The organism is Achromobacter sp. D7-1, assembly GCF_059760445.1.
This window is the reverse complement of the sequence record NZ_JCBAMT010000069.1, coordinates 24,627-37,497: the sequence shown is the minus strand read 5'-3', so window position 1 is coordinate 37,497 and position 12,871 is coordinate 24,627. Positions and strand designations below refer to the sequence as shown.

General features: G+C 68.1%; 10 protein-coding genes. 8 read left to right on the top strand and 2 right to left on the bottom strand.

The genetic code is table 11. The features are described from left to right. From AC6LKD_RS24475 to AC6LKD_RS24445, 7 genes are all read left to right on the top strand, one after another. On the top strand, nt 1-1,413 hold a 1,413-nt coding region (locus tag AC6LKD_RS24475; RefSeq protein WP_498117720.1), incomplete at its 5' end, for a 3-hydroxyacyl-CoA dehydrogenase family protein. A 77-nt stretch (nt 1,414-1,490) separates the two neighbouring features. Beyond that, entirely contained in the window at nt 1,491-2,813 is a 1,323-nt protein-coding gene (locus tag AC6LKD_RS24470) for an OmpP1/FadL family transporter (protein WP_013395126.1), read from the top strand. Nucleotides 2,814-2,881: 68 nt separating this feature from the next. Then, nucleotides 2,882-5,272, top strand: a complete 2,391-nt coding sequence (locus AC6LKD_RS24465) for a 3-hydroxyacyl-CoA dehydrogenase/enoyl-CoA hydratase family protein (protein ID WP_498117719.1) — start codon at nt 2,882-2,884, stop codon at nt 5,270-5,272. Between the two features lies 1 nt (nt 5,273). Then, nucleotides 5,274-6,473 carry an acetyl-CoA C-acyltransferase gene (locus AC6LKD_RS24460; RefSeq protein WP_498117718.1) on the top strand — a complete coding sequence of 400 codons (1,200 nt, stop codon included), beginning with the start codon at nt 5,274-5,276 and terminating at the stop codon, nt 6,471-6,473. 17 nt (nt 6,474-6,490) lie between these two features. After that, a complete protein-coding gene (locus AC6LKD_RS24455; protein ID WP_498117717.1) occupies nt 6,491-7,036 on the top strand; it encodes a PaaI family thioesterase in 546 nt (181 codons plus the stop codon). Further along, complete coding sequence (locus AC6LKD_RS24450) at nt 7,000-7,590, top strand: chalcone isomerase family protein (protein WP_498117716.1); 591 nt, start codon at nt 7,000-7,002, stop codon at nt 7,588-7,590. Before AC6LKD_RS24455 ends, AC6LKD_RS24450 begins: the two co-directional genes overlap by 37 nt. Before the next feature lie 48 nt (nt 7,591-7,638). Then, nucleotides 7,639-9,342 carry an AMP-binding protein gene (locus AC6LKD_RS24445; protein ID WP_498117715.1) on the top strand — a complete coding sequence of 568 codons (1,704 nt, stop codon included), beginning with the start codon at nt 7,639-7,641 and terminating at the stop codon, nt 9,340-9,342. Between the two features lie 51 nt (nt 9,343-9,393). Here AC6LKD_RS24445 and AC6LKD_RS24440 read toward each other — a convergent pair whose 3' ends face one another. Both AC6LKD_RS24440 and AC6LKD_RS24435 read right to left on the bottom strand, forming a co-directional pair. Then, entirely contained in the window at nt 9,394-10,962 is a 1,569-nt protein-coding gene (locus AC6LKD_RS24440) for a sulfatase-like hydrolase/transferase (protein WP_498117714.1), read from the bottom strand. Nucleotides 10,963-10,972: 10 nt separating this feature from the next. Continuing rightward, the gene (locus AC6LKD_RS24435) at nt 10,973-11,947 is read right to left on the bottom strand and encodes a tripartite tricarboxylate transporter substrate-binding protein (RefSeq protein ID WP_013395133.1); all 975 of its coding nucleotides are present in this window, start codon (nt 11,945-11,947) and stop codon (nt 10,973-10,975) included. Between the two features lie 166 nt (nt 11,948-12,113). Here AC6LKD_RS24435 and AC6LKD_RS24430 point away from each other — a divergent pair, with 166 nt between their 5' ends. Continuing rightward, entirely contained in the window at nt 12,114-12,638 is a 525-nt protein-coding gene (locus tag AC6LKD_RS24430) for a MarR family winged helix-turn-helix transcriptional regulator (protein WP_013395134.1), read from the top strand. The last annotated feature ends 233 nt before the right edge of the window (nt 12,639-12,871 follow it).

Genomic DNA, 12,871 nt, shown 5'->3' with positions numbered 1-12,871 from the left:
GCATTGGGTCTTGCCGACGCGCGCGTGCCGCCGCGCCTGCTGCTGGCCGCCGCGCGCCAGACGGTGCTGTCGCGCAAGGCGCCGCGCCGCGCGCGCGGCTTCGGCGGCTGGGCCAACCGCTGGCCGCTCAAGGCCATCGTCGCCAGCCGCGCCCGCAAGCAGATCGCCGCCAAGGATCCGCTGGGCCACTATCCCGCCGCGCCCGCCATCGTCGATATCTGGGAAAAACACGGCGGCAACGCCCTGCAGGCGCCCGCGCTGATCGACCGCATCATTTCCTCCGACACCGCCCGCAACCTGCTGCGGGTGTTCCGCCTGCAGGAGCGGCTGAAGGCCAACGGCAAACAGGCCGGCATCGCGCCCGCGCGCCATGTGCACGTGGTAGGCGCCGGGGTGATGGGCGGCGATATCGCCGCCTGGTGCGCGCTCAAGGGCATGACGGTCACCTTGCAGGACCAGGATATGGCGCGCATCGCGCCGGCCATCAAGCGCGCCGCCCAGCTGTACTCACGCCGCCTGAAGGACCCGCGCCTGGCGCGCGCCGCGTTCGACCGCCTGGTGCCCGATCCGGCGGGCGGCGGCGTGCCGCTGGCCGACATCGTCATCGAAGCCATCAGCGAACAGCCCGAGGCCAAACGCGCGCTCTACCGTTCGCTGGAACCGCGCATGAAGGCCGATGCCCTGCTCGCCACCAACACCTCCAGCCTGGCACTGGAGACCTTGCGCGCAGGCCTTGCGCACCCAGAACGTCTGGTGGGCATCCACTTCTTCAATCCCGTGGCCAAGATGCCCCTGGTGGAGGTGGTGCACGCCGAAGGCGACGCAGGCGACGCGCAAGCCCGCGCCTGCGCCTTCGTCGGGCAGATCGACAAGCTGGCGCTGCCGGTCAAGAGCGCGCCGGGCTTCCTGGTCAACGCCGTGCTGGCGCCCTATATGCTGGAGGCCATGCGCAGCGTGGATGAGGGCTTGGCGCCCGAGGCCGTGGACGCGGCCATGGTGGCCTTCGGCATGCCGATGGGACCGCTGGAGCTGGCCGATACCGTGGGCTTGGACATCGCGCGCGCGGCAGGCGAGGAACTTGCTGGCGGCGCCGAGCCGCCGCGCTGCCTGGCCGAGCGCCTGGCGCGCGGCGACCTGGGCAAGAAGAGCGGCCGCGGCTTCTACGCCTGGCGCGACGGCAAGCCGGTCAAGGGCGCCAGCCCCGCCGGCGCGCCCGCCGGGCTGGCGCAGCGCCTGATCCAGCCGCTGATAGACGCCACGCGCCAGCGCGTGGATGCGGGCATCGTCGCCGACGCCGACCTGGCGGACGCGGGCGTGATTTTCGGAACGGGGTTCGCGCCATTCACGGGCGGCCCCTTGCATTACCAGAGCAGTAAAGCATTGCGCGATATAAGACCGGCTGAGGCCGATTAGGACCTGTACCCCCTAAACCGGAACGACAAGACCGGCAGTGCCATAGAGACATCTATCCATCACGAGGAGGCAGTACCATGAGCAGACGTTCATTGTCCCTGAGCACCTTGTCGGCCCTCGTGGTCGGCCTGGGCGCGACCACGGCAACGCACTCGGCCGGCTTTCAGCTCCTGGAGCAGAACGCCAGCGGCCTGGGCAACGCCTATGCGGGCTCTGCGGCGAATCCGGAGAACGCCAGCATCATCTATTACAACCCGGCCGGCATGACCTACCTGCCCGGCTTCAACGTGTCCGGCGGCGTCAACCTGATCAAGCCGTCGTTCAAGTTTTCCGACAACGGCGACAGCCGCAACCCCAGCATTCCCGGCCTGCCGGGCACCGGCCTGGGCGGATCGCGCCCGACCGGCGGCAACGGCGGCGACGCCGGCAACCTGGGCGTGGTGCCCAATATGTACGCCTCCTGGCAATTGAACGAACAGTGGTACATCGGCCTGGGCGTGGGCGCGCCCTTCGGCCTGATGACCGAGTACGACGACGGCTGGGTGGGCCAGTACCACTCCAACAAGTTCGAGATCAAGACGATCAACGTCAACCCGTCGATCGCCTACAAGGTCAACGAGAAGTTCTCCATGGGCTTTGGCCTGAATTGGCAGCACATCGACGCCAATTACAAGAAGAAGACCGTGCTGCCGGTTCCAGGCCTGCCGCTGGGCACCACTGGCGACGCCGACTTGAACCTCAAGGGCGACGCCTGGGGCTGGAACGTGGGCTTCATGCTGCAACCGACGGAAGACACCCGCATCGGCCTGTCCTACCGCTCCAAGATCAAGCACACGGCCAAGGGCGATACTGACATCACCAGCATCTATCCGCGTGGCAACTCGGTGTCGTTCGATGCCAAGGCAACCGTGTCCCTGCCCGACACACTGATCCTGAGCGCGGCCCACCAGTTGAACGAACGCTGGGAGCTGCTGGGCGACGTCTCATGGACCGGCTGGAGCAGCATCCCCAACCTGAAGATCCGCAACTCGGGCCCTGGCGCGCGCGATGACGAGCTGCCGCTGAACTTCCGCGACAGTTGGCGCGTCGCCCTGGGCGCCAACTACAAGTTCGCGCCCAACTGGAAGTGGAAGTTCGGCGTCGCCTTCGACCAGTCGCCCGTGTACAAGGAAGCCGACCGCCCGACCTCGCTGCCGGACAACGACCGCTACTGGCTCTCGACCGGCGTGCAGTGGCAGGCCACCAAGGACACCACGCTCGACGTGGGCTATACCTATCTCTATCTGCGCAAGACGGACATCGATACGACGTCCGGCAGCCAGCTGACCAAGGGCCGCGTCGCGGGCACCTATGACAGCAATGCCCACATCCTGGGCATACAGCTGTCGTCCCGCTTCTAACCCGCCCCGGATGGCGGGCCAGTCCGGTCCGGTCCGCCCCGCCATCCGCTTTTTTTCAGGAGACTGCCTTGAGCAAGTTCGTCGTCAAACACGTCGCCGTCCTGGGGGCCGGCGTCATGGGCGCGCAGATCGCCGCCCATCTGGCCAATGCCGGCGTGCCCGTCACGCTGTTCGACCTGGCCGCCCCCGAAGGCGACCGCAACGGCACGGTCAAGAAGGCGATCGCCGGCTTGAAGAAGCTGGAGCCCGCGCCGCTGGCCGGCGCTGCGCGCCTGGCGTACATCACGCCCGCCAACTACGACGACGACCTGGAACAGCTGCGCGGCTGCGACCTGGTCATCGAGGCCATCGCCGAACGCATGGACTGGAAGACCGCGCTGTACGAGCGCATCGCGCCGCACGTGGCCCCTGGCGCCATCATCGCCTCCAACACCTCGGGCCTGTCGATCGACGCGCTGGCCAACGCCCTGCCCGCGGGCCTGCGCGACCGCTTTTGCGGCATCCACTTTTTCAATCCGCCCCGCTACATGCGGCTGGTGGAGATCATCGCCACCTCGCACACCCAGCCCGCCGTGCTCGACCAGCTTGAAACCTGGCTGACCTCGACCCTCGGCAAGGGGGTGATCCGCGCGCTGGACACGCCCAACTTCGTGGCCAACCGCATCGGCGTGTTTTCGATCCTGGCGGCCATGCACCACACGGCCCGCCTCGGCCTGGCGTTCGACGAGGTCGACGCGCTGACCGGGCCGAAGATCGGCCGCCCCAAGAGCGCCACCTACCGCACCGCCGACGTGGTCGGCCTGGACACGCTGGCCCACGTGGTCGGCACCATGGAAAAGAATCTGCCGGACGATCCCTGGCACCGCTACTTCAAGCTGCCCGAGTGGCTCTCGGCCCTGATCGCCAAGGGCGCGCTGGGCCAGAAGACAGGCGCCGGCGTCTACCGCAAGCAGGGCCGCGAAATCCAGGTGCTGGACCTGAAGGCGCAGGACTACGCGCCCGGCGCCGGCAAGCTGGCCGACGAAGTCGCCGCCCTGCTGAAGGAACGCGACCCGGGTAAGCGCTTTGCCGCGCTGCGCGCCAGCGGCCACCCCCAGGCCCAGTTCCTGTGGAGCCTGTTCCGCGACATCTTCCACTACAGCGCCGTGCAGCTTGAACACGTGGCCGACAACGCCCGTGACCTGGATCTGGCCATGCGCTGGGGCTTCGGCTGGGCCCAAGGTCCGTTCGAGACCTGGCAGGCCGCCGGTTGGCAGGCCATCGCCGCAGCCGTTGCCGAGGACATCGCCGCCGGCCAGGCCATGAGCGATGCGCCGCTGCCCGCCTGGGCGCTGGAACCGGACCGCCAGGGCGTGCATGCGCCGCAAGGCTCCTACTCGGCGCGCACCGGCCAGCTGCGCCCGCGCTCGACGCTGCCGGTGTACCGCCGCCAGCTGTTCCCCGAGCGCGTCTACGGCGAAGGCGCCAGCGAGCGCGGCGTCACGATCTGGGAAAACGAAGGCGTGCGCCTGTGGAACCTGCCGCAGGCCGACGCCGGCGTGGCCATCCTCTCGGTCACCTCGAAGAACCACACCCTGGGCGCCGAAGTGCTGGAAGGCATCCTGCAGGCGGTGGCGCGCGCCGAACGTGAATACGACGGCCTGGTCATCTGGCATGACGCGCCCTTCGCCGTGGGCGCCAACCTGCAGCAGGTCGCCGAGGCCTGCGCCGCCGGCCAGTGGGACATGCTGGAAGCCACGGTCGAGAAATTCCAGCGCACCTCGCAGTCGTTCAAGTACGCGCAGATTCCCACCGTGGCGGCGGTGCAGGGCATGGCGTTGGGCGGCGGCTGCGAATTCCTGATGCATGCCTCGCACCGGGTGCTGGCGCTGGAAAGCTATGTCGGGCTGGTGGAAGCCGGCGTCGGGCTGATTCCGGCCGGCGGCGGCAGCAAGGAATTCGCCGGCCGCGCCGCCGCCCTGGCGGCCACGACCGCCACGCCGGGCGAGGTCTTCCCCTACCTGCAGCCGGTGTTCCAGACCATTGCCATGGCGCAGGTCGCCAAGAGCGCGCTCGAAGCGATCGCCACGGGCTTCGCCCGCGAACACGACATCGTCGTGTTCCATCCGGACGAGCTGCTGTACGTCGCCATCGGCCAGGCCCGGGCCGCGGCCGAGGCCGGCTACACCCCGCCGCCCCGCCTGCGCGACATTCCCGTCGCCGGCCGCAACGGCATCGCCAACTTCGAAATGGTGCTGGTCAACATGCGCGAAGGCGGCATGATCAGCGCGCACGATTACCGCGTGGCGCGCAGCGCCGCCGTCGCCCTGTGCGGCGGCGAGGTCGAAACCGGCGCCAAGGTGGACGAGGAATGGTTGCTGGCCGTGGAACGCAAGGAATTCGTGGCGCTGCTGCGCACGCCTGAAACCCAGGCCCGCATCCGCCACACCCTGGACACCGGCAAGCCTTTGAGGAACTGACATGAGCAAGCAGATTCAAGACGCCTACATCGTCGCCGCCACGCGCCTGCCGGTGGGCAAGCGCAACGGCGCCTACATCACCACCCGCCCCGACGACATGCTGGCGGCCGCGCTCAATGGCGCGCTGGCGCAGGTCCCGGGCCTGGACGCCGCGCGCATCGACGACGTCATCGCCGGCTGCGCCATGCCGGAAGCCGAACAGGGCATGAACGTGGCCCGCATCGGCCTGTTGCTCGCCGGCCTGCCGCAAAGCGTGGCCGGCGTCACCGTGAACCGCTTCTGCGCCTCCGGCCTGCAGGCGGTGGCTGACGCCGCGGCCCGCATCCGCACCGGCGAAGCCGACATCATGATAGGCGCCGGCACCGAATCCATGAGCGCCATGCCGCAGATCATGGGCAACAAGGTGTCGATGAACCCGGCCATCTTCGAACACCAGGAAAACATCGGCATGGCCTTCGGCATGGGCCTGACCGGCGAGAAGGTCGCCGAACGCTGGAAGATCTCGCGCGAGGACCAGGACGCCTTCGCCCTGGCCTCGCACCAGAAGGCCTGCGCCGCCATCGCCGCCGGCCATTTCCGCGCCGAGATCACCCCCTATGAAACGGTGTCGCGCCAGCCCGGCGACGCCAGCGGCACGGTGCGTGTCACGCGCCGCCTGGTCGAGGTGGACGAGGGTCCGCGCCCGGACAGCAGCGCCGCGGCGCTGGCCCGGCTGAAGCCCGTGTTCGCCGCGCGCGGCAGCGTCACCGCCGGCAACAGCTCGCAGATGTCCGACGGCGCCGCCGCCGTGATCCTGGTGTCCGACCGCATCCTGCGCGAATTCAACCTCAGCCCGCTGGCGCGCTTTGCCGGCTTCGCCGTGGCCGGCGTGCCGCCCGAGGTCATGGGCATCGGCCCCGTGGCAGCGATTCCCAAGGTGCTGCAACGCGCCGGCATCGGCCAGGACGCGCTGGACTGGATCGAACTGAACGAAGCCTTCGCCGCCCAGTCGCTGGCCGTCATCCGCGAACTGAAGCTGGATCCGGCCAAGGTGAACCCGCTGGGCGGCGCGATCGCGCTGGGCCACCCGCTGGGCGCCACGGGCGCGATCCGCACCGCCACCATCACCCACGGCCTGCGCCGCACAGGCGACAAGTATGGGCTGGTGACCATGTGCATCGGCACCGGCATGGGCGCGGCCGGCCTGTTCGAGGCGATGTAGGCGGAGCGGCGCGGAGCATGAAGCCCTATTGGTTCAAGAACCTGTCGCCGACATGGCGGGCGCGCCTGATGCGGGTGGGCTTCAACCTGCATCCGGCGTTCCGCGCCACCGGCGGCAAAGTGGTGCACGTGTCCGCGGACTTCCACCATATCCGCATCAAGCTGCCGCTGCTGCGGCGCACCCGCAATATCGTCGGCTCGATGTACGGCGGTTCGCTGTTCGCCGTGACCGACGGCGCCCACCCCACGATGCTGATGTCCGCGCTGGGCGCGGACCACATCGTGTGGGACAAGGCCGCCTCCATCCGTTATCGCAAGCCGGCATATGCCACGCTGTACGTGGACTTCCGGCTCGCGCCCGGCGAAATCGCGGAAATCCGCGCGATCCTGGCGCGCGAGCATGAAACCACCCGGACCTACACGGTGGAACTCAAGGATCGCGACGGCGTGGTCTACGCCGTCGTGGAACGCACGATCTATATCGCAGACAAGAAGTTCTACAAACAAAAGAACACTGGAGGAGACTCATGCGCCGTATCCCCGGAGGGCGAACCCTCGCCCTGAGCCTGATGCTTGCCGCCTGCCTGGCTGGCGCCCCCGCCCAAGCCGCCGACCTGGAAGTCGCCGGCGTGCGCGTGCCGGACAGCCTGTCGGAGGGCGGCCGCGCGCTGGTGCTGAACGGCGCCGGCGTGCGCACCAAGTTCGTCGTCAAAGTCTACGTGGCCGCGCTGTACGCCACCGCGAAAACCAGCGATGCGGCCGCGCTGATCAACAGCGATGAGCCGCGCCGCATGCGCTTGCGGCTGCTGCGCGACGTGGACAGCAAGAGCCTGGATGAAGCCCTGCAGGACGGTTTGCGCGACAATACGTCCACACAGGAACTGGCCGAGCTGAAAGCGCCGGCCGGCCGCCTGTCCGCCCTGATGGCGGAAATCGGCTCGGTGCGCGAAGGCGACGTGGTCGACCTGGATTTCGACGCCCGCGGCGTCGCGGTCACGGATAACGGCAAACTGCGCGGCCGCATCGACAGCCCCGCATTCGCGCGCGCCCTGCTGCGGGTCTGGCTGGGCGAAAAGCCCGCCCAAGCCTCCCTGAAAAAAGCCCTGCTGGGCGGCTAGCGCTCCAGGCGCGTCCTGCAGTACAGGCCCTAGACGGAAACCCGGTAAATGGAACGAATCTGGCAGAAAAGCTATCCCGCGGGCGTACCCGCGGAGATCGAGATGGACGGCGTGACGACGCTGGTTTCGGTCGTGCGCGAGAGCTGCCGGCGCTATGCCGGCAAGACCTCGTACATCAGCATGGGCAAGTCGCTCAGCTATGCCGAGCTGGACCGGCTGACGCGCGACTTCGCCGCCTGGCTGCACGCCAACGGCCTGGGCCGCGGCGACCGCGTCGCGCTGATGATGCCCAACCTGCTGCAGTACCCCGTGTGCCTGTTCGGCGCCCTGCGCGCCGGCTGCGTGGTGGTCAACTGCAATCCGCTCTACACCCCGCATGAACTCCAGCACCAGCTGGCCGACTCGGGCGCCCGCGTGATCGTCGTGGCGGACAACTTCGCCGCCACCGTGCAAAAAGCCCTGGAAGGGACCGCGATCGAGCGCGTGGTGGTGACGTCCATCGGCGAGCTGCTGGGGCCGCTCAAGGGGCGCCTGGTGGATTTCGTGGTCCGCCGCGTCAAGCGCATGGTGCCCGCCTGGTCCCTGCCCGGCGCCGTCCGGTTGGGCGATGCGCTGCGCGCCGCAGCCGCCGCGCCCTTCACGGAAGTCGCGCTGGACCAGCGCGACCTGGCCTGCCTGCAATACACCGGCGGCACCACCGGCGTAGCGAAGGCGGCCATGCTGACGCACGGCAACCTGGTGGCCAACCTGAACCAGGCCTATGCCTGGGTCAGGCCGCTGGTGACCGAAGGCGAGGAATGCATCGTGACGGCCTTGCCGCTGTATCACATCTTCGCGCTGACGGCGAACTGCCTGACCTTCATGAAGATGGGCGCCAGCAACCTGCTCATCATCAACCCGCGCGACATCCCCGGGCTGGTCAAGGAAATGCGCAAGGTGCCGTTCTCGGCCTTCACGGGCGTAAACACTCTGTTCAATGCGCTGCTCAACAACCCGGATTTCGCACGCCTGGATTTTTCGCGGCTGTGCCTGACGATGGGCGGCGGCATGGCGGTACAGCGCTCCGTGGCGGACCGCTGGCGCGCCGTCACCGGCCGTTCGCTGGCGCAGGCCTACGGCCTGACCGAAACCTCGCCCGCGGTCACGATCAATCCGCTGGACGTGCGGGAATTCACCGGATCTATCGGCCTGCCGGTGCCGTCCACCGAAATCTCCATCCGCGACGACGAAGGCCGTGAACTGGGCATAGGCGAGACCGGCGAAATCTGCGTGCGCGGCCCCCAGGTCACGCAGGGCTATTGGCAACGGCCCGACGAAACCGCGCTGGTGCTGTATCCAGATGGGTTCCTGCGCACCGGCGACGTCGGCTATGTGGACGAGAAGGGTTACGTGTTCCTGGTGGACCGCAAGAAGGACATGATTCTGGTGTCTGGCTTCAACGTCTATCCCAACGAGGTCGAGGACGTGGCCGCCCTGCATCCGGGCGTGCGCGAAGTGGCGGCGGTAGGCGTGCCAGACGAGCGCTCGGGCGAAGCCGTCAAGCTGTATGTGATCCGCAAGGATCCCGCGCTGGATGCCGAAACCCTGATCGCGCATTGCCGCAAGCAACTGACCGGCTACAAGGTGCCACGCTACATCGAGTTCCGCGACGACCTGCCGCGCACCAACGTCGGCAAGATCCTGCGCCGCGAGCTCAAGCCGGCAGCGCAGCAGGCCGCGCCGGCGCCCGTCCGGCTGCCGGGCCAGGCCTGAATCCGCCGGCTCGCCGGGAACGCGAGCCGGAGCCTTGCACCACAGTCCGGACTACCACTGGCCGAAGTACACCCCTGCCCGCTTGTGGGCGTTGGTGCCCTTTTCCACGGCTTCGTCGCTGATGGTGGTGCGGCGCTTGCCGCGCAGCATCCATTCCAGCAGGCGCTGGCGCAGCGCCTGGCGCGTTTCGGCGTGCGCGCTGCTCGCGCCCAGGTCCTGGTACTCGTCGGGATCGGCCTGCAGGTCGAATAGCTGCTCGCGCTCGTCCAGCCAGTACACGTAGCGCCAGCGGTCCGTGCGCACCGACCAGGCGCGGGCGTTCTGCGGCGTCTTGCCGCAAGCAACGCGAGCCTGACGGAAGCTGTAGTCCAGCTCGGAGTACACGCAGTCGCGCCAAGGCGTGGCGACGTCGCTGCCGTGCAGCAAAGTCTGCAATTCGCGGCCCTCCAGCCGGTGGCCGGGCCCGGGCGTGCCCAGCGCGCGCAGCACCGTGGGCACCAGGTCCACGCTTTCCACCATGTCGTCCAGTGCACGGCCGCGGGTGGCGTCGGCCGCGGCCGAAGGGTCCATGACGATGAAGGGCACGCGCTGCGCGGTGTCGTAGAACAGCTCTTTTTCGCCCAGCCAGTGATCGCCGAGGAAATCGCCGTGGTCCGAAGTGAACACGATAAGCGTGTTCTTCATCAGGCCCGCGCCTTCCATGTAGTCGAACAGCCGGCCCAGATGATCGTCCAGCTGCCGGATCAAGCCCTGGTAGGCCGGACGCACCACGCGCACGCAATCGTCGGTGGCAAAGCTGACGCTCTCTTCATGCTGCCGGTAGGCAGCCACCACCGGGTGCGCCGTCTCCAGTTCTTCCCGATTGCGCCGGACCGGCAGGCATTGGTCCGGGGTGTAGCGCTTGTGATAGGGATCCGGCGCCATGTAGGGCCAGTGCGGCTTCACGTAACTCAGGTGCAGCACCCAGGGCTGGCTGCCGCGCCGCTTCATGAAGTCCAGCGCCTGGTCCGTCATGTAAGCGGTCTCGGAATGCGGCTCGGCCACGCGCGCGGGCAGATGCGCGTTGCGCATGTTCCAGCCGCTGACCACCCGGCCGCCCGCGTCGACCGCAGCGATCACGTAGTCGCTCCAGGGGTCCGCGCTCTCGTAGCCGTGGCGCCGCAGAAAGGCGGGATAGCCGCTTTCGTCGCCCGGCGCGTGGTGGCCGTCGTAGCGGTCCAGTTCGGCGAAGCCGCCGCGGCTGAGCAGTACGCCCAGCTCGGAGCTGCCGTCGATGGCCAGCCGCTCCATGCCGGCCTTGTCGGGGATGATGTGGGTCTTGCCGGCCAGCGCCAGTTCGCGGCCCTGCCCCGCCAGGTACTCGCCCAGCGTGATCTCGTTGACCGACAGCGGCACGCGGTTCCAGGTGGCGCCGTGGCGCGAGGGATAGCGGCCGGTGTAGTAGCTCATGCGCGACGGTCCACACACGCCCGAGTTCACGAAGGCGCGGTCGAAGCGCGCGCCGCGCGCCGCCAACGCGTCCAGGCTGGGCGTCTGCAGGTAGGGATGGCCATAACAGCTCAGGTGATCCGCCCGCAGCTGGTCGGCCATGATGAACAACACGTTCTGCACATCGCTCATCGCCGTCCTCCTATTGCGTGGCCGTGAAGCCGGATGCGCGCACCACGGGCTCCCATTGCTTGCGGTAGGCGGCCAAGGCGTCGGCCGTACCGCGCGCATCCAGCGACACCGGCTCCAGGTACGCGGCGCGCACGGCTTCCTGCATGGCGGGCTCGCGCAGCACCGCCGCGATGTCAGCGCCCAGCCTGTCCGCCTTGGCCTGCGGCATCGCAGCCGGCGCGAAGAACGCGTTCCAGCCGTCAGCCGCCAGGTTCACCCCGCCCTCTTTGAAGGTGGGCACGTCCTTCAGTTCGGCATCGCGCGCGTCGCCGGACACGGCAAGGATGCGGATCTTGCCGGCGCGATGCTGCGGCAGCAAGGTGTCCAGCGTATCTATGCCTTGCGGCAGGATGCCCCCTATCAGTTCGGAAATCAGCGGCGCCGATCCGCGGTAGCCGACCACTTCCGGTTCCTGGCCCAGTTCGCGGCCCAGCATCAGCGCGAAGAAGTGCGGCAGGCTGCCGGTGGCCGGCACGCCCACGGCGAACTGCTTGGGGTTCGCCTTCAGCCACTGCCGCAGGCCGGCCAGGTCCTGGATCGGCGAATTCGCCGCCACCGCCAGCGCAAACTTGTAGCTGCTGACCAGCGACACGGGCTTGAAGTCGCGTTGCGCGTCATAACCAGGTTGGGCGTAGACCAGCGGCGCCACCACCATCACGGCCGGGTTCGCCAGCATCAGCACGTTCTGGCTGGCCGGCGCCGCGTGCAGGGCTTGCGCCGCGATGCGGCCGCCCGCCCCGGTCTTGTTCTCGACCACCACAGGCACGCCGACCCGGTCCTTGAGCCGGTCCGCGACCAGCCGCGCGATGCGGTCCGAACTGCCGCCCGGCGGATAGCCCACCACCACCGTCAGCGTCCCGTCCAGCGGGGCCTGCTGCGCGCCGGCAAGCGGCGCGCCCCCCGCAAGTATCACTGCCGCGGCAGCGCCTGATATCCATCTACGCATGGTCCACTCCTGGAGACAGCGGCCCGCTGTCGATTATGGTTGTCACTGCATGGCCGATACCCAAATAGGGAAATTGAATTTAGCAACGCGCGCATTTGTTGATCTAATCCAGGACTGCCCATAACGATATGCAGCGCGAACTGCAACGCCACCTGGAGGAAACGCCATGCCGAACATCCCCGAACCCGGCCAACGCCAGCTTGCCGACATGCTGATGTACCGGCTGTACCAGGCGTGGTCGCAATCCAATCCGGTATTCCTGCGCCTGTGCGAAGGACGCTTTGGCATCACGCGCCGCGAATGGCGTGTGCTGGCCTGTGCCGTCGAGGGCGGCACCATGAATTCGGCCGAACTGGCGGCCGCCGCCAAGCTCGACCTGACGCGCACTTCGCGCACCCTGGGCGCGCTGTGCGAGAAAGGCTGGCTGCGCCGCCTGCACGACAGCGCGGACCGCCGCGTGGTGCGCGTGGAAGCGACGGCCGAAGGCATCGCCCGCTACGATGCCCTGCTGCCCGAGGTCTCGCACCTGAATGACCTGCTGGTGCAGGACCTGAGCGACGACGAGGTCGCCTTGCTGCGCGATTTCCTGGGCCGCATCGAGCAACGCGGCCGCCGCATGGCCGAGGACAACATCGTCTCGGAAAAGGCCAGCCGGCGTGAAGGCGGCACCCGCCGGCCGCGCTACGCGTAAACGATCTGTCGCGCCCCGCCAACAAGCGCGTGGCGGCAACGCCGCTTCCGGATGCGACCGCAAGCCACTGATAGCACGGCGTTTTTTCCCTTCCACCTTACCGCCCGGCAAGCTTTGCAGGGCTTTTTTACATCTGCGGCCCATGCATTTCCTGACAGCCGCGATCCACTAAATTAATAATAGTTATCGTTGTCATTTGCATGCGCAATCGGCTGATATCAGGCCGCAGGGGA